General features: G+C 44.6%; 18 protein-coding genes and 2 pseudogenes. 4 read left to right on the forward strand and 16 right to left on the reverse strand.

Annotated elements, in window-relative coordinates:
- Positions 1 to 17 precede the first annotated feature (17 nt).
- The 7 genes and pseudogenes from fadD to ITG10_RS03075 all read right to left on the reverse strand — a co-directional run bounded on the left by fadD (position 18) and on the right by ITG10_RS03075 (position 7,740).
- Entirely contained in the window at positions 18 to 1,712 is a 1,695-nt protein-coding gene (gene fadD, locus ITG10_RS03045) for a long-chain-fatty-acid--CoA ligase FadD (RefSeq protein WP_017629527.1), read from the reverse strand.
- Between the two features lie 106 nt (positions 1,713 to 1,818).
- Complete coding sequence (locus ITG10_RS03050) at positions 1,819 to 2,670, reverse strand: alpha/beta hydrolase (protein WP_017629526.1); 852 nt, start codon at positions 2,668 to 2,670, stop codon at positions 1,819 to 1,821.
- A gap of 63 nt (positions 2,671 to 2,733) precedes the next feature.
- Positions 2,734 to 3,294, reverse strand: a complete 561-nt coding sequence (locus ITG10_RS03055; RefSeq protein WP_017629525.1) for a Slp family lipoprotein — start codon at positions 3,292 to 3,294, stop codon at positions 2,734 to 2,736.
- A 35-nt stretch (positions 3,295 to 3,329) separates the two neighbouring features.
- The gene (locus ITG10_RS03060; RefSeq protein WP_017062378.1) at positions 3,330 to 3,635 is read right to left on the reverse strand and encodes a hypothetical protein; all 306 of its coding nucleotides are present in this window, start codon (positions 3,633 to 3,635) and stop codon (positions 3,330 to 3,332) included.
- A gap of 72 nt (positions 3,636 to 3,707) precedes the next feature.
- Positions 3,708 to 4,409: a tRNA (adenosine(37)-N6)-threonylcarbamoyltransferase complex dimerization subunit type 1 TsaB gene (gene tsaB, locus ITG10_RS03065; RefSeq protein WP_017629523.1), complete on the reverse strand. Its 702-nt coding sequence runs from the start codon at positions 4,407 to 4,409 to the stop codon at positions 3,708 to 3,710.
- Between the two features lie 59 nt (positions 4,410 to 4,468).
- Positions 4,469 to 6,397 carry an ATP-dependent DNA helicase gene (locus tag ITG10_RS03070; protein ID WP_017629522.1) on the reverse strand — a complete coding sequence of 643 codons (1,929 nt, stop codon included), beginning with the start codon at positions 6,395 to 6,397 and terminating at the stop codon, positions 4,469 to 4,471.
- Positions 6,398 to 6,547: 150 nt separating this feature from the next.
- Positions 6,548 to 7,740, reverse strand: a pseudogene (locus ITG10_RS03075) (ISL3 family transposase).
- Between the two features lie 186 nt (positions 7,741 to 7,926).
- On the opposite strand from ITG10_RS03075, the pseudogene tnpA reads away from it, so the two are divergent.
- Positions 7,927 to 8,360, forward strand: a pseudogene (gene tnpA / locus ITG10_RS03080) (IS200/IS605 family transposase).
- Between the two features lie 92 nt (positions 8,361 to 8,452).
- On the opposite strand, the gene ITG10_RS03085 reads toward tnpA, so the two are convergent.
- On the reverse strand, positions 8,453 to 8,653 hold the full coding sequence (locus tag ITG10_RS03085; protein ID WP_017633384.1) for a hypothetical protein: 201 nt from the start codon (positions 8,651 to 8,653) through the stop codon (positions 8,453 to 8,455).
- Between the two features lie 300 nt (positions 8,654 to 8,953).
- Between ITG10_RS03085 and purU the strand changes: the two genes are divergently transcribed.
- Complete coding sequence (gene purU, locus ITG10_RS03090; protein ID WP_026084497.1) at positions 8,954 to 9,787, forward strand: formyltetrahydrofolate deformylase; 834 nt, start codon at positions 8,954 to 8,956, stop codon at positions 9,785 to 9,787.
- 513 nt (positions 9,788 to 10,300) lie between these two features.
- Here the strand turns inward: purU and ITG10_RS03095 are convergent.
- A complete protein-coding gene (locus ITG10_RS03095) occupies positions 10,301 to 10,897 on the reverse strand; it encodes a VOC family protein (RefSeq protein ID WP_017633386.1) in 597 nt (198 codons plus the stop codon).
- A 347-nt stretch (positions 10,898 to 11,244) separates the two neighbouring features.
- Here ITG10_RS03095 and argS point away from each other — a divergent pair, with 347 nt between their 5' ends.
- Positions 11,245 to 12,978: an arginine--tRNA ligase gene (gene argS / locus ITG10_RS03100; RefSeq protein ID WP_017633387.1), complete on the forward strand. Its 1,734-nt coding sequence runs from the start codon at positions 11,245 to 11,247 to the stop codon at positions 12,976 to 12,978.
- A gap of 629 nt (positions 12,979 to 13,607) precedes the next feature.
- Here the strand turns inward: argS and ITG10_RS03105 are convergent.
- Both ITG10_RS03105 and ITG10_RS03110 read right to left on the reverse strand, forming a co-directional pair.
- A complete protein-coding gene (locus ITG10_RS03105; RefSeq protein WP_348983555.1) occupies positions 13,608 to 14,000 on the reverse strand; it encodes a transposase in 393 nt (130 codons plus the stop codon).
- Complete coding sequence (locus ITG10_RS03110) at positions 13,934 to 14,395, reverse strand: transposase (RefSeq protein ID WP_248386699.1); 462 nt, start codon at positions 14,393 to 14,395, stop codon at positions 13,934 to 13,936. Before ITG10_RS03110 ends, ITG10_RS03105 begins: the two co-directional genes overlap by 67 nt.
- A 588-nt stretch (positions 14,396 to 14,983) precedes the next feature.
- On the opposite strand from ITG10_RS03110, the gene ITG10_RS03115 reads away from it, so the two are divergent.
- Positions 14,984 to 15,412, forward strand: coding sequence for an HIT domain-containing protein (locus ITG10_RS03115; RefSeq protein WP_017630656.1), 429 nt, complete (start codon positions 14,984 to 14,986; stop codon positions 15,410 to 15,412).
- A 134-nt stretch (positions 15,413 to 15,546) separates the two neighbouring features.
- Here ITG10_RS03115 and ITG10_RS03120 read toward each other — a convergent pair whose 3' ends face one another.
- The 5 genes from ITG10_RS03120 to znuA all read right to left on the reverse strand — a co-directional run bounded on the left by ITG10_RS03120 (position 15,547) and on the right by znuA (position 23,412).
- Positions 15,547 to 15,777 (reverse strand): FeoC-like transcriptional regulator, encoded by a 231-nt coding sequence (locus ITG10_RS03120; protein WP_017630655.1) that lies wholly within the window; start codon positions 15,775 to 15,777, stop codon positions 15,547 to 15,549.
- Entirely contained in the window at positions 15,774 to 18,047 is a 2,274-nt protein-coding gene (gene feoB / locus ITG10_RS03125) for a Fe(2+) transporter permease subunit FeoB (protein ID WP_017630654.1), read from the reverse strand. The genes ITG10_RS03120 and feoB overlap by 4 nt, the downstream gene beginning before the upstream one ends.
- Positions 18,048 to 18,269 carry a FeoA family protein gene (locus tag ITG10_RS03130; protein ID WP_008221191.1) on the reverse strand — a complete coding sequence of 74 codons (222 nt, stop codon included), beginning with the start codon at positions 18,267 to 18,269 and terminating at the stop codon, positions 18,048 to 18,050.
- Positions 18,270 to 18,890: 621 nt separating this feature from the next.
- A complete protein-coding gene (locus ITG10_RS03135) occupies positions 18,891 to 22,253 on the reverse strand; it encodes an AraC family transcriptional regulator (protein WP_248386818.1) in 3,363 nt (1,120 codons plus the stop codon).
- Positions 22,254 to 22,521: 268 nt separating this feature from the next.
- Positions 22,522 to 23,412: a zinc ABC transporter substrate-binding protein ZnuA gene (gene znuA, locus ITG10_RS03140; protein ID WP_017630652.1), complete on the reverse strand. Its 891-nt coding sequence runs from the start codon at positions 23,410 to 23,412 to the stop codon at positions 22,522 to 22,524.
- Positions 23,413 to 23,446 lie beyond the last annotated feature (34 nt).

Below are 23,446 nucleotides of genomic sequence, written 5' to 3' on the forward strand. Positions count from 1 at the left end.
ACCCATAAACTGGCTGATTATTCGCTCGCGCGTTTAGCCAATTCTGCATCGTTCTCTTCACGAAGTACACGGCGTAAGATCTTACCTACGTTGGTCTTTGGAAGATCTTCTCTGAATTCAACCAGTTTAGGGATCTTGTAGCCCGTTAGGTGTTCACGACAGTGCGCGATAATGTCTTCTTTGGTTAGGCTAGGGTCGCGCTTCACGACGTAGATCTTAACCAATTCACCTGACACTTCATGAGGTTGACCGATAGCCGCTACTTCGAGCACTTTGCCGTGTAGTGCCACTACATCTTCAATCTCATTTGGGTAAACGTTAAAGCCAGACACAAGAATCATGTCTTTCTTACGGTCAACAATGTGCAGCAAGCCTTCGTCATCAAACTTAACGATGTCACCCGTAGATAGCCAACCGTCTTGGTCGATCACTTCTTTGGTCGCTTCTGGACGCTGCCAGTAGCCTTGCATCACTTGAGGACCACGAACTTGCAGCTCACCTACTTGATCATTAGCAACCACTTTGCCTTCATCATCAACAATACGAACTTCTGTTGATGGTACAGGCAAGCCGATAGCGCCAGTGTAATCTTTAAGGTCGTACGGGTTACCCGTTACCAGTGGTGAACACTCGGTTAAGCCATAGCCTTCAAGCAAGTGAATACCTGTCGCTTTTTTCCATTGCTCAGCAACAGAGCGTTGAACCGCCATGCCACCACCAACCGATAGACGCAGGTTACTGAAATCCAACTCGTGGAAATCTTCGTTATTCACAAGTGCATTGAATAGAGTGTTTACGCCAGTAATCGCGGTAAACGGCACCTTTTGCAGCTCTTTAATGAAGCCAGGAATATCACGAGGGTTGGTGATAAGAAGGTTGCGACCACCCATCTCAACAAACAGCAAGCAGTTCACGGTTAGTGCGAACACGTGGTAAAGCGGTAGTGCTGTTACCACCAGCTCACGGCCTTCTTGCAGGACAGGACCGTACGCCCCTTTCGCTTGAAGTACGTTTGCGATCATATTGCGGTGCGTTAGGATTGCGCCTTTAGCGACACCCGTAGTACCACCCGTGTACTGTAGGAAAGCAATGTCATCACCAGCCATAAACGGCTTCACATACTGAAGACGACGGCCTTTGTGCAGTGCTTTTCTGAATGAGATAGCACCCGGTAGATCGTACTTAGGCACCATACCTTTTACGTATTTCACTACGAAGTCGACAATTGTACCTTTCGCGCGTGGCAGCATTTGCCCTAGGCTAGTGAGTACAACGTGTTTAACTGGCGTGTTATCAACGACTTTCTCTAGCGTGCTCGCAAAGTTTGAAACGATAACAATCGCATTTGCACCAGAATCGTTCAGTTGATGTTCAAGCTCACGAGGTGTGTACAGTGGGTTGACGTTCACTGCAATCATACCAGCACGCAGTACACCAAAAAGTGCAATTGGGTATTGCAGCAGGTTTGGCATCATAAGTGCAACGCGATCGCCCTTCTTCAGTTTCAAATCATTCTGCAGGTAAGCGGCAAAAGCACGGCTGCGCTCTTCAAGCTTACGGAACGTCATTATTGAGCCCATGTTCTCAAATGCTGGTTGGTCTGCGTACTTCTGTACCGACTGTTCAAACATTTCAACAAGAGATGGGTACTGATCTGGGTTGATCGTCTCTGGTACGTCACTTGGATAACGTGAAAGCCAAGGTTTATCCACTATGTTACTCCTCGTTTATCAGCTGACGACTGTTTCGCCGCTTTTTATCATTGCGGTATTACAGCACAGCTTTAGTGCATGAGCACTAAAAGGCTCAAACACTTGTTTAAATTTTGTTAACTACACCAAGAATTAGCTCAGAAACTAACTCTGGACTCTCTAAATGGCAATGATGTCCGCCAGGAACAGTCTCTATATGCAGAGGACTATGCACTGATTTGTAGCGATTATGCTGCAAATGTCGGAATCCATCATTCCCTAGGATTATTAATTGAGGGCATTTAATAGCCGCCATAATCGCTTCAGCGTGCGCCTGTGACATTCGATATAACGAGTCACATTTTAGGTTAGGGTCGCATCGCCATTGCCAAGAGTTCTCGAACTCGACAATACCTCGCTCAACAATAGGAGCGATTAATTCAGCATTAATTTGGTTGGCGTGAGCTCTCAGCTTAATAGCATCCTCAAGGCTTGCCAGAGGACGTGAAGGCTTTCTTCGCTGTCGAAGACGACTGAGTACCCCATCCCTCAAGCGAGAGACTGTTTCGTGGGGAGCTTCAGAAAGAGGTCCGTGACCTTCAATTTGAATTAATCCTGACACCTTTTCAGGAAAGGCGGCACTATAGCAACTTGCTATCAATGCACCAAGTGAATGTCCTACCAGTACCAGTCTGTTTGGCGATAATTTAGTCACCAACTGATGCAAGTCATCAATATAATCATGAAATGGGTAATAACTTCCCGATTTATGCGACGAGAAGCCGTGTCCGAAGAGATCGATAGCAACAAGGTGAGCATTGGGCGCAAACTTAGCGACTTGCTGTATAACCTGATTAAAGCTGGACGAATTATCCAACCACCCATGAATAAAAACGACCGTCGTTGCGGTCGTTTGTGGGTTGCCTATCTGTTGTGTGGCAAGCGTCCCGCTCGCAAGGGAGTATGACTTTTCAATCATCAAGCATCTAATTCCATCTGGTTGCGTAATCAACCCCTAGCAATCAAGCTCCAGCAAAGTGAGCTACTCTACGTCCTGAATCACTCGACCTTGTCTTGGCATCGTTTGGAAACTGCGGCAATGTAAGCTTCTGCATGAGTAGTAGGTTGGTGCAAAATCGTTTACAACGACTCGTTCCGTAATGTTCCACAGTCGTTGGTTGTCCACTTTCATCACAGGGAAGGTGTAAGGGTATTCCCCTATTTTTCCATCTTCACTACCGCTTGACTGACCAACCAAAGTAATCAGGCGACCTTCGGCAAAGCTTAGAGGCTCAACGTAGCCTTCAATGTAACCGACAAAACGTCCGCTTGGCTCTGCGTCTAGATCTGGCTTACCGTTACTAGAAATCGGCATATTAGCGACTTCGATTCGAGTCTTATCTTTCAAGTTGGTGACTTTAGATATTACACCACCTAATCGAACACTTTTCGCATCCGGCAGTTGGTCGACCCATTGTTGGTAATCGCTAATAACAGGCTCTGATTTGGCTTCGAGTTCGCTAGGTAGTAACGAACACCCTGCAAGCACCAAGATACCAAGAGAAAGGGCAATTAAGCGAATTTTAGATAAGTAATTTGACATGGTTCTGGTCCTTAAACAGGCATTAATGACAAGCTCTAGATGTAGATATCGACACCGATAAGCTTTGCAAGTTCTTCTTTCTTCGCCTGATTCATTACATCCATATACTCTTCCATAGCCTTACGTCCTCGGCCTTCTGGAAGATCATACTGGATTTGAGCCTTATGGAGTTCAGACTCTTTAACTTGACGAATAGAGTGGGAAACAGCATTAGCCACCTTAGTTGGTTGCCCAACCGCAGTGCTAGCATCAGATTTTTTTGCCTGCTCCTTCTTTTTGATTCGATTAGGCTTAGACGTGCTGCCTATCGAAGAAGGAGGTAAGTTGTTAATTGATACCATGACTAAATATCTGCCCTCTCAAATCTAAATAATACGCATTTAGATCTAATTTGCATCAGAACCTTGTAAAAATTATTCGCGACCTGGCAGTTTCTTCCAAGTCACTTTGTCACGAAGATAAACTGGCTCAGACTCTTCAGCGGCAACCGCTTTACCTTCTGCGTAAGCAAATTGAGCAAGGAACGCCATATCTTGCGCTTCTGGGAATAGCACTTCACACGCTTTGGTGTTGATCGCTAGAATATCCATATGTTCTGCGTACGCTTCCCAACCTGTGCCGACTTTTGCCCATGTTTCAGAGTCAGCTTCAAGCTGCGCAGCCAATTCGCTTGGTGGTGTAACACACTCTGCATCAACCGCAGTCCAACGACCGTCTTCTTCACGGCTGTAACGAGCCCAGTACACTTCACTCATACGTGCATCAATCGCTGTTGCTACATGAGTTTCACCAAATTTACGGTAGCTGCCTTGCGCCATCGCTGCCAGTGTAGAGACACCAATCATTGGTAAATCCGCACCAAAAGCCAAGCCCTGAGCAATACCAATACCAATACGAACGCCCGTGAAACTGCCTGGGCCTTGGCCAAACGCGATAGCATCGATATCGGTTAAAGCGACATTCGCTTCTTTCAGTACTTCATCAACCATAGGTAGAATTTTTTTCGTATGGTCTCGAGGAGCCTCTTCGCTACGTGCGAACACCTGGTCACCAATTACTAATGCAACTGAACAGTTTTCAGTTGCGGTATCTACTGCAAGAATTTTCGCGCTCATTTGTGTCTCAAATATTCGTTATCTAATCTAAAAATAATGGCTAAACTCAACAATGCCAATTACTCAGCAGTGGTTGAATGGTCTTTAGCTAAGAATTCTTTAATGACCCCTAAGTCACGTGTACGAGGGATAGGCGGTAAACTCGCCAAAAATATGCCACCGTAATCGCGAGTCACCAATCGGTTATCGCAAATAATCAAAGCGCCATTATCGCGCTTATCACGTATCAATCGGCCGACACCTTGTTTCAAGGTAATCACAGCATCTGGCAACTGTACTTGTGCAAAAGGATCCCCCCCTTTTAGCTTACAGTCCTCGATTCGAGCCTTAAGTAAAGGGTCATCAGGGGCCGTAAAGGGCAATTTATCGATGATAACACAGCTTAATGCGTCGCCCCTAACATCTATCCCTTCCCAGAAAGCGCCTGTCGCCACAAGCAATGCGTTACCCAACTCCATGAACTCGGCTAAGGTTTTTTGCTTACTTGTCTCACCTTGCAATAGAACGGGAACCGTGAGGGTTTCTCGGAATCGCTCGCCCAACTCTTTCATCATGCTGTGTGAGGTACACAAGAAGAAACAGCGACCTTGGTTTTGCTCGATCACAGGAGTCAGCATACGAACCAGCTTATCCGACAAGCCCGGACTATTGGGCTCTGGAAGATAGCGAGGCACACATAAACGTGCCTGATTCGGATAATCAAATGGGCTCGGCAGTGAAAACTGAGCCGACGGCTTTAAGCCAAGTCGAGAGGTAAAATGGTCGAAATCATCTGACACCGCCAAGGTTGCTGAGGTAAATACCCAAGCGCCCGGTTTAAGTTCGATTTGCTCGTGGAATTTATCAGCAACCGACAGTGGTGTGATGTGCAATGCAAATTGCCTTGGTGTTGTGTCATACCAATAGGAATAACCCGTAATCGACACATCGCACACACGTTCAATGCGTGACTTAATCATGTTTGCACGTTCAAAAGCCGTGTCTAACAGCTGGCTTCGACCCAGTGCTAGCTTCAATACATCGACGGCCAGTTGCAGCGCATCTTGTAGACGAACAAGTTCTCTGGCGATCGACTCGGATTTTAAGGCCTCACGCCAATTACCACGAAAGCCGGTGTCGCCCAATACAATGCGTAGATCGGCGGCAGACTGAACGAGCCTATCTCCCACCTTTTGTAACTGTCGCATGTCTTTTGCTTCAGTTCGGTAGGCGATCTCGATATCTTTAGCGAGCTCATTGATCTGTCGACTAGACACGGACTGACCAAAGTATTGGCTGGCAATATCGGGAAGCTGATGCGCTTCATCGAAGATAAACACGTCGGCTTCTGGGATTAGCTCACCAAATCCAGTTTCTTTGATCGCTAAATCGGCTAGGAACAGGTGGTGGTTTACGACAACCACATCGGAATCCATCGCTTTCTTACGCGCTTTAAGCACAAAGCAATCGGTATAGCTTGGACACTCTTTACCTAAGCAGTTGTCGTTGGTAGAAGTAATCGTAGGAATGATTGGGCTGTCTTCTGCAATATCATCACAATCGCCTAAATCACCCGTTTGTGTCGCAGACGACCAACTGCGAACTTTCACCAGTTGCGCTAACAGTGTTGGATCGGTGTGAGTGCCATGACTCTCGATCATTTGGCGACTCAGCCTATCCAAACACAAATAGTTAGAACGACCTTTGAGTAACGCAACCTGACCATAAAAGCCAAGCGCATCGACCATTAATGGTAAATCGCGATGAAACAGCTGTTCTTGAAGGTTTTTAGACCCCGTACTAATGATGGTTTTCTTGCCACTAAGCAGCGCAGGCACTAAGTAAGCAAACGTCTTACCGGTACCTGTTCCCGCTTCAACAACCAATTGGCTTTGTTTTTCAATAGCTTGTAAAACCGCTTCAGCCATGTCTAACTGAGCTTGTCTTGGTTGAAACCCTGGGATTGCTTTGCCCAGAGCGCCATCAGCAGAAAACGTTTTAGATATCATAGAGTACGAAGTTTAGAAAAAGAGAAGGCGAATTATGGCAGGTTTAGTGAGCCGGCGCGAATCAAGAATGACTTCGCACCGGAGGTGTTTGGTTTAGTTTGATTTGGTCTAAGCGAACGGAACAGAAATCAAAGAAGGATTTTATTTGGTTCATCGCGGCTTTCCGGGGAAAGCCGCTTTTATCTTCAAGAAGAAGTAGTCTGTATCTCGATATCCATACCCCATTCGCTTGATTAACTTTATTTTGTTGTTTATCCCTTCCAATGTGCAGGTGTTGAGCGGATAAGTTGCCGATGCAATAATACCGTGAAGATAAGGCCTCAGTTTTCGTGCAAACTCTTTCAATGGCTTAATTCCACTCTCTTGCACTTGTGCCCACCATACCTCCCAGAGCCCCTTAGCATGTGCTTCTGATTTACAGTACCAAAGCTCTTTGAGTTGTGAGCCGAGTATATAAGTGGCCATCAAGTCCTTATTGATATTCAATATTTCAGTAAGATAGCTATCTTGTCGTGCATTTAAATTACCTCTGTTTTTCAGCAGTACCCAGCGTGAGCGCTTCACCCATTGCCTCGCTTTTTTATCCTGCTTGAGTTTGTTAGCTTGGTCGACTCTGACTCTATCCATCACCTCACGACCGAACTTAGCAACAACATGGAATAAGTCGTAAACGATTTTTGCATTCGGGCAGTGCGCTTGAACTTCAAGGTCAAAAGCCGTATTCATGTCCATTGCGACCGCTTCGATATTGTTACCATGCTTGCCTAACTGCTCGAAAAACGGTCGTATGTCCTTGCGGCTACGACCTAACCCTATCCAAATGACTTGGTGAGTCTTAGCATCAGCGATGACTGTGGCATATCGGTGCCCTTTAAAGATGGCGAACCGTCCATGACGAGTTGCCTTAGCCCTTCCCATTTCACTGACGGTACCACTTGGCGAAGTCGACGTTTATCTATCTCTTTAATGGTGTGCCAATGAACGCTCGTTAACTGGGAGATATGCTTAATGGGAAGAAGAGGCAGTAGTTGTTCTATATAGCTTTTTAGACGCGTCGTTATACGAGCATAAGGCTCTAACCAAGATAGAAACTCTGTTTTTATGCCGCAGTCACGACACTTGATCCTTCGAGTTTGAACGGAAAGCTCAACAGGAACATTGAACAACATGGCCTCTTTCACATGACGCCATTGATACTCATGGATAGCCTCAGCTTCAAGACCGCAAAGGCATTTAGCCTCAGAATTAGGTTTAAGAGTTAGTGTAACAAGTGATGCTGTCTGGTGAGACTTTACTATTTTAAAGCCTTCCCAGAATGAAGATAGGAAAGTATGATTCGGCATGAAAACGGTAGTTTGTGTATGATTTTTGTTTGGCGACTAAACCATATCACTTACTACCGTTTTTTTGTTTTCAGCCCTAAACCACCTACTTCAGTAGGTGGTTATCATTCAGTTTGGCTTTGCCTGTAGTTCTACCCATGTTAAATGCTCCCTTGATTTTTAGCGAAGTCAAAGAGGACAAATAACATGAGCAGATATAATCAAGCTTCCCACGTATTTTGGAGATGTCAATATCACATAGTGTGGACACCAAAGTATCGATTTAGGATTTTGAAAAACAATGTAGGTAAAGAAGTTTATCGATGTATAAACGTTTACTGTAATCAACTTGATGTGAAGTCGTTGAATTAAACGTTCAAGTTGACCACGTGCACTTGGTAGTAAAAGTTCCGCCTAAGTTATCGATATCCAAGTTGATGGGCGTATTGAAAGGCAAAATAGCTTTAAAACTCTTTAGTAAATTTCCATATTTAAGGAGAAACAAACTCTGGGGTAACCACTTTTGGCAAAGGGGCTATTTTGTCGATAGCGTAGGGGTTAATGAAGAAATCATTCGACGCTATGTAAGACATCAAGAGAAAAAAGAGCGCGTGGAGCAGCAGCAATTGGCGTTGGACTAAACAAAAGCCCCCTTTTAGGGGGCTCACATAAAGCCACCTTCTTTAGAAGGTGGTAATTTACTTTTAGTTCCCGCTAATCCGCGATGAACCTTTTATTTGCGGCTGAGGTAACGCGACAACCAAGGCGCACCTTCAAAATGGGTCTCGCAAGGCTGCATGGCTTTCGCAGCATCGGTTGGTGAGGTTTTGCTTTCCCACATTTCATCTAAAACATTACCATCTAGCTCCGTACCACCCGCCAATGAATTCACTCGCTTGCAGTACAGTTTTTTTGCTAGTAACTCTTTATCCATAAGTATCACCTCTATTTTTGGCCAAAGCGTAAATGCCTCGGTTGAAGTTCAAATGCGTACTACGGTCAAAACTTTAAAAATGAAGCTTCTGCCTGTTTTCCTATCTAAAAACTAATATTTCCACATCAAACAATTTATCAAAGCGATAAATGAGCAGCAGAATTTGTTGAAACCAACTTGATAATAGATTAATTATAACGGTGATATTGCGGCTCAGTTCACCGTTCGACGGCCTGCATTAAATTTGAAGAATCCCGATTTCATATAATAAGTGCAACATTTCATGGAAGTAAGATGCAAATGGAAAGAAAAACTTTACTAACACATTGTACTGATGCCCCTGGCCTCATCTCGAAGATCACCAACATTTGTTACAAACACCAACTTAATATTGTGCACAACAATGAGTTCGTAGATAACACTAGCGGCCACTTCTTTATGCGCACCGAGCTAGAGGGTTACTTCAATGACGAAACCTTGCTAGCCGATTTAGACCAAGCGCTGCCAGAGAATGCGAAACGTAAGCTAATGAGCTCTTCTCGCAAACGTGTTGTGATTCTTGTGACCAAAGAAGCGCACTGCCTAGGCGACATTCTAATGAAGAATTTCGATGGCAGTTTAGACGTAGAAATCGCAGCCGTTGTTAGCAACTATGACATTCTACAAAGCCTAACCGAGCGTTTTGACATTCCTTACCACCATGTTTCTCACGAAGGGCTAAACCGTGAAGAGCATGAGCAGAAGATGCTAGAAGTGATTGACCAATACGAGGCTGATTACCTTGTTTTGGCTAAATACATGCGAGTGCTGACTCCGGGATTTGTTGAAAAGTACAACCACAAGATCATCAATATCCACCACAGTTTCTTGCCAGCGTTTATCGGCGCGAAGCCATACCAACAAGCGTATGAGCGCGGCGTAAAGATCATTGGTGCAACGGCACACTTCGTGACAAACGATTTGGATGAAGGTCCAATCATTAAGCAAGATGTTATTCCAGTAGATCACAACTTCAGCGCAAAAGACATGGCGCAAGCGGGTCGTGATGTAGAGAAGAACGTATTGAGTAAGGCGCTAAACAAGGTGATCAATGATCACGTGTTTGTTTACGGTAACAAGACTGTGATTCTGTAAGTCGCTTATTTAACGTCGACTTACAGTTAGCACCCAATAAAAAACGCGCAATAGGGTTAAGCCATTGCGCGTTTTTTGTATTTGATCTTCAGGGTAACTTTAAGGGATTCCTGACTACACTCCTTCGTCGCTATCGGGAATGACGGTGTTCAACCATCGGCTCTCTATCTAGAAACTTATATATTCAACAAGCGCTCGCAATAGTTAGTAGACCAACACAACCACTGCACACATCTGTCATTCCGACGAGCCTAAGCGAGATCAGGAATCTATTCCCTGCAAGCTAAAAACAAACGGTTAATCATCAATCGCTTTATGAGATTCCCGACGACGCTCCTTCGTCGCTATCGGGAATGACGATGTTCAACCATCAACTCTCTATCTAGAAACTTTATATTTTAAAAGCGTTCGCGGTAGTTAGCAGACCTACACAGCCACTAACCGGCAAACTCCGTCATTCCGACGAGCCCAAGCGAGATCAGGAATCTCGCCCCTTTAAACTATCGACTAAAACTAAGCTTGCTCTGACTCCACAATCTTCTTCAACGAGTGTGGGTGCAGCTTGATACAAATACCTTGATGCTTGAATGCAACCGTTGGGTTATTCAGACGTTCACCCTCGCCTTTCGGGCTAGAGAGTTTGATCTTAATACCTTGCTCAGCCAAAGAGTCGAACTTAGCAGCGAACTGTGGGTAAGTCTCTTTAAGATCCGCTAAATATTCATCAGCCGTTTGTGCGTGAGAAGGAATCACGAACTCAACATGTTCCCAATCTTGGCTCGGGTAAATCTTGCCTTCTGCCGGGTATGGCAACTCTAAGCATTCAATCTTCCAACCAAGACTTTGCAGTGGTTCATCGAAAGCCAACACCACAATTGGGCGACCGTTGATCATCGCCTCTGAAATTGTGGAACCGTATTCAGACCATGCTTGATGCGCAGATTTCGCCAGCTCAGTTTCATTGATTCTAAGCGCAATATGATCCGCTTGAGCAAAGCTTAAATCCAAACCCAGTGTATTTCCTAGGTTCTCAATTTTCGCCATAAACGTATCAAGGCGGGCAATCATTTGTTGTGGTTCGAGTTCGGCTTGCTTGAGGCTCATCGTCATTGTCTGTATTCTCCAATTAATGGCAGCATGTTATCAGTTTTGCTTTCTTCAACAAGCGTTGCTTTTGCAAAATAGACTCAATAAGTATGCTCATTCGACTCCTTAAACATTCAAACTCGGCTTGGCAAAAGTTGTTTGTCAAAAACCCCTGAGGAAATGTTAATTTTCTATCAATTCGACCTATAAGAAACCGCACAAAATTGGTATGATTACCGCCATTTCTGTGAACTTAAACAGAGTCTGCTGCTGATTTTGGCATTAAATCGTTAACTAGAAGCATAATTAACCAATTTAATGACCAAGAATTAACGGCCACTCTTATCATCCTTGAATTGAAGGAAACGCGTGTGAATATCCAAGCACTTATTAATGACAAAGTATCTCAGGCTCTAGAAGCCGCTGGCGCACCTGCAGGCTCTCCTGCTGCTGTTCGTCAATCTGCAAAACCACAGTTTGGTGACTACCAAGCAAACGGCGTTATGGGCGTTGCTAAACGACTAGGCACTAACCCACGAGAATTTGCTCAAAAAGTATTGGACGTTCTAAACCTAGACGGTATCGCGTCTAAAGTTGAAATCGCAGGTCCGGGTTTCCTAAACATCTTCCTAGATGAAGCTTTCCTAGCAAAACAAGCAGACGCAGCATTGGCTGACTCTCGCCTTGGTGTTGCAGTTGCTGAAACGCAAACTATTGTTGCGGATTACTCTGCGCCAAACGTTGCTAAAGAAATGCACGTTGGTCACCTACGTTCAACGATCATCGGTGATGCGGTAGTTCGTACTCTAGAATTCCTAGGCCACAACGTTATCCGTGCTAACCACATCGGTGACTGGGGTACTCAATTCGGTATGCTTATCGCAAACCTTGAGCGCGTTCAGGCTGAGTCTGGTGAAGTTTCAATGGAACTTGCTGACCTTGAAGGCTTCTACCGTGAATCTAAAAAGCTTTACGATGAAGACGAAGAGTTCGCAGTTAAAGCACGTGGCTACGTTGTTAAACTGCAAAGCGGCGACGAGTTCTGCGCAGAGATGTGGAAGAAGCTTGTTGACGTAACAATGATTCAAAACCAACGCAACTACGATCGTCTAAACGTGTCTCTAACACGTGATGATGTAATGGGCGAAAGCATGTACAACCACATGCTTCCAACTATCGTTGCTGATCTGAAAGAGCAAGGTCTTGCTAAAGAAGATGACGGCGCACAAGTTGTATTCCTAGACGAATACAAAAACAAAGATGGTGACCCAATGGGCGTTATCATCCAGAAACGCGACGGCGGTTTCCTTTACACAACAACCGACATTGCTTGTGCAAAATACCGTTTTGAAGAACTAGGCGCAGACCGTGTTCTTTACTTCATCGATTCACGTCAACACCAGCACCTAATGCAAGCTTGGACTATCGTTCGTAAAGCAGGTTACATCCCAGAATCTGTGTCTCTTGAGCACCACGCATTCGGCATGATGCTAGGTAAAGACGGTAAACCATTCAAGACTCGTGCAGGTGGTACTGTTCGTCTAGCTGACCTTCTTGATGAAGCAGAAGTTCGTGCTGCACAACTGATCGAATCTAAGAACCCAGAACTAGCAGAAGACGAGAAGAAAGCGATCGCGAACACAGTTGCAATGGCAGCGGTTAAGTACGCAGACCTTTCTAAGCACCGTACTACTGACTACGTGTTCGATTGGGACAACATGCTTGCGTTCGAAGGTAACACAGCACCGTACATGCAGTACGCGTACACTCGTGTTGCTTCTGTATTCGCTAAAGCTGGCGTTTCTATGGACTCTCTTGAAGGTGAAATCAAAATCACTGAAGAGAAAGAGAAAGCACTTATCGCGAAACTTCTACAATTTGAAGAAGCGGTACAGTCTGTTGCTCGTGAAGGTCAACCACACATCATGTGTAGCTACCTGTTCGAACTAGCGGGTCAATTCTCTAGCTTCTACGAAGCATGCCCTATCCTAGTTGCTGAAGATGAAGCTGTGAAACAGAGCCGTCTGAAGCTTGCTGCACTAACAGCGAAGACTATCAAGCAAGGTCTATCGCTTCTAGGTATCGATACTCTAGAGCGCATGTAAGCGATTCGAGATTCGAGATTCGAGATTCGAGATTCGAGATTCGAGTAATTAGAAAGGTTGACGTGAAAGCGTCAACCTTTTGTTTTATCTGGCGGTTACGTTTTATTAGCACGCTCTGATACCCCCCAACTTCCTCAGCAATAGATCTCCTACTACGCTCCTTCGTCGCTCTAGGAGATGACGGGAATAGGTGCCGTGAATCCAAGATAGCATCAATGATGCACTATCAAGCCACACCAAATCGCTATTACTTTCCCCAACCGGTCACTCCCTACTGTGAGAGACGAACATGATAAGGAATCTCCTAAAAGCACGTAACGACAGCAAACCAATTCGTTATCACTCTCCTCCACCGTAATTCCCTACAGTGAGGGACGTATATGGACTCCCCTAGTATTGCAAGGAAACGAGTAAAGGTACGCAAGTGCACGTATATTCGGTTTCTTTATGGGGAGCTACCCCGAACCTCTATGGCTTAATCCACTCAGCAAAAGTTCTTATCGAGCGTGTGGTGTATTATCACCTTCGTCCCTCTCAGAGTTTCTCTTGCTTGCTATGCTCACTCTTTACCATAATTTACTTGCTTACATGGGGGATTGATGTCTCCCTTAACCTTATAAAATCAATTGTTAAGCGAGTAACGTTTCATTATAAGATCGATTGCTCTTCAGCATGGCACAAGCCATTCTGATCGTTTTGTTAGCAAGGGCGACAACTACTTGGTTAAACGACTTTCTTTCTAACAAGTTTCGTATCCAGCAACTTAAGCGATCTTCTTTATCTCGTATATTCGCTACCACTGCTCTTGCTCCATGAACGACAAGAGAGCGTAAGGTTTTATCACCTGATTTACTTATTCCGTGGTTTTTGTTCTTACCACCACTGCCAGTATGAGCCGGAACTAAACCTAAGCTCGCACTAGCCCCTCGCCCATTTCTATAGGCCGAAGCGTCACCTAGGCGGGAAAAATGGCACTTGCAATCACCCAACGTACACCTCGTAAAGTGATTAATAACTGGCAAGCGGGTATTTGCTTTGCAAAGTCTATAAGTTGCGATTCAACTCTCTCGATAGGCTCATCAAGACTTAGTAGCTGAGCATGTAATTCTCGGAGAACGAATCGAGTTGTCAGTGTTAATTCATTCTCTGCATCTTCGATAACGAGAGGGAGCGGTTCTCGCAGTTTATTGGCTCCTTGTGGGAAGGTAATTCCACATTCCGCTGCATAGCCACGGATCCGTAGACTTACTGCTGTGCGTTGTTTTATATAGCTTTGTCTTAAACTCAGCAGCATAGCGATATCTTGCTGCTCAGGTGTTTTTACTGGTACCGCATGAATATCGGAGCGTAAGGAAGCTTCGTAAATCGCGATAGCATCATTAGCATCGTTCTTATTACCACAGCGATATGGCTTCACTTTTTGGGAGGTATCATTTTGACGGTATGACCACGGCTTTGAAACGTTCGTCCCCAATAATGAGATGCCGCACAGGCCTCTATGCAAATGGTCGCGCCAGGGTGTTGGCTGATGACCGTTAGCATTTTCTTTTAGACATAGCTTGGTTCAACTTACGCTTTCCATGGCGGTTAAATACCGCGACTTGAAAGACGGATTTGGCTAAATCAATCGAGATTGTGTTAAATTTATTCATAGTATGGGCTCCTGTTTTGGTTCGCACCTGTAACTTTAGCTGACACTGTCAGTTAAGGTGGGGAGTCCATACCATTGAACATGATAGGAAATATCCGAAAAGCACGTAACAACAGCAAACCAAATCGTTATCACTCTCCCCAACACGTCACTCCCTGCAGTGAGGAACGAACGCGATAGGGAGTATCCTAAAAGCACGTAACACCAATAAACCAATTCGTTGTCACTATCCCCAACCGTCATTCCCTACAGTGAGGGACGAACGTGATAGGGAATCTGCTTATTGAGAGCGAAGCGCTAGCCACATCTCTGTTCCAACCTTATACTCAACTAAAACAATTAATTGGAAAGATCATGAGCTTCGAACTTCATCCTCAATTGGCAAAAGACACCACCATTATTGGCGAATTCCCTCTTAGCCTTGCGCTGCTGCACAAAGACAACGCTGTGCCTTGGGTTATTCTGGTACCAAAACGTGCCAACCTAAAAGAACTGCACCACTTACCAATGAAAGAACAACAGCAGTTCTTACATGAATCTCAAGCAGTAAGCCAAGCACTAGAAGCCACATTCCAACCAGATAAACTAAACCTAGGCGCGCTAGGTAATATGGTGCCTCAACTGCACATCCACCATATCGCACGCTTCAAAGATGACATCGCGTGGCCAGGCCCTGTATGGGGTAACACCAAAGGCGAACAACGCAGTGAAGAAGATCAAGCCGCTATTCTGACCCGTATTCAAAACGTGCTGTCACTGAGCTCTATCTTCAAGAAAGCGTAATTCGAGCCTCTCGTTAAGCTTTAAAGCAGACAATTCAGAAAAGACCCATAACAAAAAGCCGCTTATCTAAAATAGATAAGCGGCTTTTTAACTTTCTAACCTCGTCGTTCTCAACGAGTGTATGCAGCTCTGAACTACATCATCACGTTAAGCGACAGGCCATCTTGTTTGCTGATTGTGTAGCGAATGCGCGTTGTATGGCCATGCTTGTTAGTATCAACCAAGCGAGAAATTTTTCCTTTCTTGACCCACACACCCAGCATCGCATCGACGCCATCTTCACTCATACCAAACTTTGCAGCAAGCTCTTTACGAGCCGCAACACCTTGGCTGTCTATGTATTGATGAAGTTCAGTTAAGATCATACGACTTGCACCTCTAGCGCTTTCTGCTTGTTACCAATTTTCTTGAACACGCGATATGTCACCACAAAGCCACCAGCAATTACCACCATCCACACAGCACTTGTCACTGGGTGTGCAGCAAAGTTTGCCGCTTGGTAATAGAAAGTCGCACCGAAGTAGCCAAGCGCCATCGTCCAAACTGCAATGAAGCGTGCGAACGTCTGACCAAACTCACGTACATAAGCACCCATCGCAGCAACACAAGGCGTGTAAAGCAGGATAAGAATCAAGTATGCGAATGCAGCATGGCCAGAAACAAACTTGTCTTTCAGGTTACCAAAGATAGATGAATCGACTTCTTGATCTTCAGCCACTGAGCCAGAGTCAGATAAATCACCCACTTCAATACCTAGTGGATCTGAGTAGCTCAAACCAGACAGGTTTTCAGGAATCGTCATCACCGCTTCTTGCAAGCTTGCTGCTAAATCAAATTCAGCCGCTTCTTCATCAGAAGGCGTTGTGTATAGGCTGTTTAATGTACCGACAACGGCTTCTTTTGCGAAGATACCTGTAATGATACCAACCGTCGCAGGCCAGTTTTCTTCAGTAATACCAATTGGCTGGAACACAGGAGTCACAACTTGTGCCGCTTTAGACAACACAGAGTTTTCGCTGTCTTCATTACCGAAGCTGCCGTCCATACCTAGTGAGTTCAAGAAGCTCAGGATTGCCACAACCATCACGATTGTTTTACCTGCGCCAAGTACGAAGCGCTTCAGCTTCTGCCACGTTTTAAGCATTACGTTCTGCACTGTCGGTAATTCGTAATCTGGCATTTCCATTACTAAGCTATCGCTGCTACCCGGGTAGATGGTGTTCTTAAGGAACAGACCCGTAAACACAGAAGCAACAATACCCATGATGTACAGAGCGAATACCACGTTTTGTCCAGCACCAGGGAAGAATGCCGCTGCGAACAGTGCGTATACCGGAAGACGAGCACCACATGACATAAACGGCGCCATTGATGCAGCCAGTTTACGTTCGCGTTCTTGGTCAAGAGTACGAGTTGCCATGATTGAAGGTACGTTACAGCCAAAACCAAGCACTAGTGGTACAAACGCCTTGCCCGGCAAACCAATCTTCTGCATGACTTTATCAAGTACAAACGCCGCACGCGCCATATAGCCTGAGCTTTCAAGCACTGCTAAGAACAAGTAAAGAGCTGCAATAACCGGAATAAAAGTCGCAACGGTTTGAATACCACCACCGATACCATCGGCCAATATAGTGACTAGCCAAACAGGTAAGTGACCATCTAATAAGTGATGTCCACCATCAACCAAGATTGCCCCAACGCCGATATCAAAGAAGTCGATAAATGCACTACCGATATTGATAGAGAACATGAACATCAGGTACATGATCACAAAGAAGAAAGGAATACCGACCCATTTATTCAAAATGAATTGGTCTGCTTTTTCTGTGAAGTTGCGGCTTAGCTTGCCTTCGCTGCGACGAACACGTTTACAAAGGTCATGTAAGAATGTGTATTTCGCGTCAGCGACTGCAAGGTCGATATCAAAATCAGCACCAAGACGTACGCCATCAATTTGAGTACGAGTTTGAGGAGCCAGTCCATTCAATACCAAGTAATCATTTTCTAAAGCACGAATTGCCAGAGCTCGGTGAGAAACATGAGCATCATCAAATTGTGATTCAACAGAAGGGATAAGAGCTTCTAATGCTGCGTCGTAATCAATAGAGATAGGATCAAGGCTCACTCCTTGAACAAGCAATTTATGTAGTCGTTCTTTAAAGCGAACCACTTGGCCTTTGTCGTTTGCAGACAAGCTTAATACAGGACAACCTAGCTCTTTCTCAAGCGCTTTAAGGTTAATCACCTGACGCTCACGCTTTAGTACGTCCATTTTGTTCAATACAACAATCATTGGGCGACCCAACTCTCGCAGTTGTAATGTCATGTATAAGCTTCGTTCCAGACAGCTTGCGTCTACCACATTGATGATCACGTCTGCCGGATGAGTAAGAACCGCGCGAGATGCAATCGACTCATCGATGCTGTTCGCGTCATTGCCACTGTCTAGTGCGTAGATACCTGGTAAGTCGGTAAGCTGGAACTGATCACCAGCGTGCGAATATACGCCCGTCTTCTTTTCTACGGTTACACCAACCCAGTTACCAACGTGCTGTTTAGCACCAGTTAGTGCATTAAATAATGTTGTTTTACCACTATTCGGGTTACCAACGGTTAGAACTTGATAATCCATTTAGATAACCTCGATTTGTTCTGCGATGCTTTCACGAATGGCGATTGAAACCCCTCTCACTTCAACTTGAAGCGGATCACCCATAGGTGCACGGCGAATCAACGTCACCTCGGTTTTTGGCAACATGCCCATGACCATAAGTTTTTTTCTAACTTCTGGTGTTAAACCTGTTAGTGCAACAATAGAAGCCGCTTTGCCTTGCTCTAGTTGTGAGAGTTTCATAAGTACCCAATTCGTGACTGATAATGAGAAAGATTGTTATTACGAGCATGATACACATACATGACCACAATTCCATTGTGTGAAATCAATGTTTTCGAAAATACATGCTCGTAAATTTCGTTAAAAACGTTTACGTCAAAAACGTTACTTTCAACAAACAACGAGAACTACCTCACTAGTACGAACCACTCAAATTAGAATAAAGCCATTTATTATCAACAAGTTAAAATAATGTCAGTTTTCTCATGACCATCTGTCGTTAATTTTATAAGTAAAATAAGTACCTGAACGTATAGTTACTCCATCGAAGAGAAACTCCTTCTCTTTAATTTTATTCCAGAGGTGATGTGGCTTGCCATATCACTCCGGCAGCAAGCGAAGGTGTCTTTGGCACCCGTGGTATAGTCCCCCCGGCTATACCACGATATTTTTTTTCTTCCTCTTGTTTATCCCAAACATATTTCTAAACTTCCAACTCTCGTTATCTCGTATCTCGTATCTCGTATCTCGTATCTCGTATCTCGTATCTCGTATCTCGTAGGAACATAAAAAAACCCCGACACGAATGTCGAGGCTTAGAGTATCTTTATCTATGTGAAAGTAGAGTGAATCCGCAGTGAACTACTCCTCGCTGTTTTCAGCAAACTTAGACGGAGACATACCAAAGTGATGCTTAAACCTTTGGCTAAAGTAAGAAGGGTCATTGAAGCCCGAGTCAAACGCAACATCTGAGATCTTCTCTCCTGCAAGAAGTCGCTCACACGCATGTTCGAGTCGCACTTCATTCAAGTGTTCTTTAAAGGTCTTGTTATAAGCCAGCTTAAAGCGCCTCTGTAAACTTCTCTCCGACATGAACAGATACTTAGCAGCAGTTGCAGTACCGAACTCCGCATCAGCGTAGTGCGCACTAACAAGCTGCGATACTTTATTCTTCCATTCTTGTTCAGCAGTCAACTTTTGCTGTTCTGGCGTTGAAGCTGCAAGCTTAATGGTTTCAATCTGTTCTATTGTACTTGCTTCAAGATCATCCAACACCTGATATTCAATCGGCCAAGAAAGCTGAACCTTGTTCTGAGAATCAGACACAAAGGCGTTCAACTCACCACCGCTCTGATTCATCAATAAAGGAAGCTTCTCAATATTAAGGTCAGTTGATTTACCGTTGTTATCACTGATGCTTGACGCTAATTTAGGAAAAGGCATCCCATGATCTCGAATCGTAACAACAAGGTGCCCTTTTACCTCTTCAACGAGCACAACCATGCTCTGCGACTTAAAGTTACGTTTGATGATGCTCGCCACTAGGCTATTGAAGATTATATCGAGATTAAAATACAACAAGGAGACATGTCGCTGCTTGGTCTCGACTTTAATGTCCAGTTCAATGCCGGCTTTCACTAAATCATCTTTCCAAGCCTTAAGCACCGATTCCAAGATTAAAATCATGTCGTAACAAACCGCTCCCTCACCTTGCTGGCTATTACTCAACTGAGCTAAGCCATTCTTCAAGGTCAAGATAGGTGACTTCCCTTGTTCATCATTCCAATTCGGGAGCATGGCCGCGATATTATTCACTTCAGAAGAAAGCTCTTTAGCGGTGTGAGACACAAGCGCATTTTTAACCGATAGCTGCTTTTTAAGCTGTTGATTGGTCGTCAGCAAGATACGGCTCTGATGTCTCAGCTGATCGGTTTTTAGTGCAACTTGCGCTTTTAAGTGTCTGTTGGCAAAAGTAACATAACGAGAACGCCAAAAAACCAAGATAGTCACGACACAGATGAGCAAGATAAGAGAGCTCGCTGCCGCCCAGTTACTCAGATACCAAGGTTCTGCAATCGAGAAGCTTTGATTGGTTGAGACAAAGCGGTAATGGGAGTCCTTCACTGGCTTTACTTCAAGCGTGTAGTCCCCAGGAAGAAGATGATCGAGCGTTAACAAGCCCCCTTCAAACTCACTCCAAGGTTCATCATCACTCAGTCGATACTCCATAGCAGGAGCAAAGGTCGCAGGCAAAATGCCCAACTTGAAGCCAATTGATGAACCATAAGGGATCTCAGCTAAGTCGGCAGTCTTACCACCCCAGGATACTGTTTGTTGGTCAACGCTAATCTTACTCAGCAACGCACGACTATGAGGGGTGGTGGATACCAATAACTCATTCGATAATGCACTCACCACACCATACTTTGAACCTAAAACGAGCCGTGAAGATTGACTCTCTTCACTGTAAAACAACGCACACGCACCTTCAGCCAGTTCGTTGGTAATCAATCCAAAAGGAGAGCCGATGTGTTTATGCAGTTGCCCATCTAGACCGTAGTAACTGATGCCTTTCGAAGACCCTAACCACACTCCATTGTCATCGCTGATCAAACAGTTAGGGCTGATATTATCTTCAACGAGGGTGATTTCTTGAATCGCTGAACTGTCATAAGGAATTCGATACACGCCGTAACTGCCTGCGAACCATTGAGCCCCATCTTTGGCTTTTTCAATATCAACGACTTTGCCAAATCGTTCGCTTGAGCGACTAAAGCTGATTCGCTTATCAATAAAAGAGTAGAAACCGTGGTCTGTGCCTATATAGACTCGACCTTGTAACCCTATATTGAGATCGGTGATTTTGGCTGGCAAAAACTTATCGACTAACCAATCAATGCCATAGCCCGTTAAATTCATCGTATCAACAGAAAGAGAATAAAGGTTCTGCCCAGAGGTCATCCAAAGTAGGTTGTTAGATTGAAGTGCAAAGTTCTCAACGTGCACTCCATCAATCGCTCTCGGTAAATCGAGTGCTTCAGGTTTTAGTGTTTCTGTATTAAAGCTAATAATACCTTCTTCGGTAGCCAACCAAATCGAAGAACCAAAGACGACAAAATCCCGTACAGAATCCGAATAGACACGAACCGGGCGTTCTTCGCTTTGAGAATCGACAAAATAGAGCCCCATTGAAGAAGCAACCCAAGATAAGTGGTCACTAACAGGTTGCACTTTGTTGATCACTACACTGCTCGAGTGCATCCCCATTCCGGTTAATGGTGTTCTTGAGAATGTCTTACTGAACAGTGAAAAGTAGCGAATACCATTGTTGGTCGCCACCCACATGCCACCAGCGTGGTCGTTGATCAGCGAGTATATTTTCTCACCCGGTAACGAGAAGTCTTGGTTAGTCGCTTGTTCGAATCGCGTAACGTGACCCGTAATGAAGTTGTAGCTAATCAAGCCGTGCTCGGTACCAATCCAATATTGGTCTGAGGTTTCAGCCAGTGAAAGAACATGAGAGCCACTGACTTTTACCTCTTTATCTGGATTCGCGAGATCGACGATCACCGCCCCCTTTAAGGTGCCAATCACTAACTCACGTCTCGCATTCGAAAAATAGACCGTCTCTATGTGATTCTTCTCTGAGGCTGTTACATGGGTAAATTCTTGATTTTCTGAAAGGTAAACGCCTGAGCTGGTCGCTAGTACCCATTTTGATAGCACCCACTCAGCGTCATTGATCGAAATGTCACTGCTGTTGTTGTAGCGATACAACTTGAGCAATGAGTAAGTATTAAATTCTAAGGTCTGAGTGTTGTAGGTATAAAAATTACTGCCATCGGTCACCCAGATATAGTCGCCGGACGCACCTATGTTCGAGATCTCAGCGCCTGGGCTTAAGCTAAACGCCAGTTCGTTACCAATGCCCGGACTGTGTCGATACACTTCATTACCGAAAAAAGTCCAAAACTCATCATTCAGGAACGCCACATTTTCAGAGGAAAACTGCAACAAACTGCCCTTTCTCGGAAGCAGAGTTCGACCATCATAAAAAAGTACTTTTCCATGAACATCGTGAACCCAAAGCCCGCCTCCGGCACCGAGATATAGATTTTTGGCCGCAAGAAAGTTACCTTGCGCTTGAACGGGCAAAGGGTAGAAAACAGAAGGTGATGTATTTACCGCAAGAACGCTAAATGAAATGCTCATTAACATGAACATTCTGAAGATAATCTGATACAACTTTTAATCCTGAACAGCAACAACACGTGAAGTTTCGCTAACCGCAACGACCTATCGTTGCTTCAACAAAAACTGAGTTTTTTTGTGCTTATTATTATCTTTCTATTTTAGCGGAAATTAACAAAGGAGAAAGGAGGTTTGCGATTTGTTGGAAGGTTTTATCTTAGCGGTCACGAAAATGCCGCAAAAAGCGGCATGATTCATAAATTAACGAGAGCAAAGTAGAGTAAGGAATACTCTCTAGCGATTACTTAGCGCTTAGGCAGTTAGTGTAGCTGTCTGTAACTTGTTGAAGAAAATCGAAATAACTTCCGCTCTTCACTTCAACCGTTGAACCGATTGGATCAAGTTGACCTTGCTTCGCATTGCTTCCGCGCGTCACTGATTCGATGACAGCAGGCGTAAACTGAGGCTCAGAGAACACACACTGAACATTCTCACGTACTAAGGTTTTCTTGATAGCAATTAGGCTTTTTGCACCCGGTTTACGTTCAGGGCTTACCGTGAAGTGACCTAGGTTGTTCAACTCAAACTCTTGCTCAAAGTAGCCATACGCATCATGGAACACGTAGTAACCTTTGTCTTTTACTGGTGCAAGTTGCTCGCGAATTGACTGCTGTTTTTCTTTCAGGGTAATCAAGAATGAATCTAAGTTCTCTTGATACGCCATTGCGTTGTCAGGATCAGATTCAATCAACTTAGCTGAGATGTATTTTGCTGCTACCTCAACCTGATCGATACCTAACCAGAAGTGAGGATCATGGCTGCCGTGATTATGTCCTTCATGAGCATCGTGATCATGATCTTCATGTCCGAACTCTCTCAAGTTAATACCAGGGATCTCACTGATCTGGATAACGTTCTCTTTTGAACCAATCACTTTCGTCAAGAAGGCTTCTAGGTCAGGACCGAACCAAACCACCATGTCTGCACTGTGAACCTTTTTCACATCAGATGGCTTAAGCGCATAATCGTGCGGCGAAGCGTTGCTGTTCATCAGCACGCCCGGTTCACTAACGCCTTGCGTTAATTCCGTCACAATCATTTGAATTGGTTTAAAACTTGTTAAAATAGTATTGGCACTTGCAACACTTGGCGCTAAAAGCAAAGTAGCAAGTATAAAAGATGAACGTGACATAATCCCTCGATAATAGAAAAGTAGCTTAGGCTTG

The sequence above is a fragment of the Vibrio sp. ED004 genome, assembly GCF_023206395.1.
GTDB lineage: Bacteria > Pseudomonadota > Gammaproteobacteria > Enterobacterales > Vibrionaceae > Vibrio.

Excerpts from the sequence above, each read along its gene's own strand:
- purU (WP_026084497.1), top strand. The coding sequence starts at position 8,954 with ATGGAAAGAAAAACTTTACTAACACATTGTACTGATGCCCCTGGCCTC.
- znuA (WP_017630652.1), bottom strand. The coding sequence starts at position 23,412 with ATGTCACGTTCATCTTTTATACTTGCTACTTTGCTTTTAGCGCCAAGT.
- tsaB (WP_017629523.1), bottom strand. The coding sequence starts at position 4,409 with ATGAGCGCGAAAATTCTTGCAGTAGATACCGCAACTGAAAACTGTTCA.
- ITG10_RS03135 (WP_248386818.1), bottom strand. The coding sequence starts at position 22,253 with ATGTTCATGTTAATGAGCATTTCATTTAGCGTTCTTGCGGTAAATACA.
- feoB (WP_017630654.1), bottom strand. The coding sequence starts at position 18,047 with ATGGATTATCAAGTTCTAACCGTTGGTAACCCGAATAGTGGTAAAACA.
- ITG10_RS03060 (WP_017062378.1), bottom strand. The coding sequence starts at position 3,635 with ATGGTATCAATTAACAACTTACCTCCTTCTTCGATAGGCAGCACGTCT.
- ITG10_RS03070 (WP_017629522.1), bottom strand. The coding sequence starts at position 6,397 with ATGATATCTAAAACGTTTTCTGCTGATGGCGCTCTGGGCAAAGCAATC.
- ITG10_RS03050 (WP_017629526.1), bottom strand. The coding sequence starts at position 2,670 with ATGATTGAAAAGTCATACTCCCTTGCGAGCGGGACGCTTGCCACACAA.
- ITG10_RS03085 (WP_017633384.1), bottom strand. The coding sequence starts at position 8,653 with ATGGATAAAGAGTTACTAGCAAAAAAACTGTACTGCAAGCGAGTGAAT.
- ITG10_RS03115 (WP_017630656.1), top strand. The coding sequence starts at position 14,984 with ATGAGCTTCGAACTTCATCCTCAATTGGCAAAAGACACCACCATTATT.
- ITG10_RS03120 (WP_017630655.1), bottom strand. The coding sequence starts at position 15,777 with ATGATCTTAACTGAACTTCATCAATACATAGACAGCCAAGGTGTTGCG.
- ITG10_RS03130 (WP_008221191.1), bottom strand. The coding sequence starts at position 18,269 with ATGAAACTCTCACAACTAGAGCAAGGCAAAGCGGCTTCTATTGTTGCA.
- ITG10_RS03055 (WP_017629525.1), bottom strand. The coding sequence starts at position 3,294 with ATGTCAAATTACTTATCTAAAATTCGCTTAATTGCCCTTTCTCTTGGT.
- ITG10_RS03095 (WP_017633386.1), bottom strand. The coding sequence starts at position 10,897 with ATGACGATGAGCCTCAAGCAAGCCGAACTCGAACCACAACAAATGATT.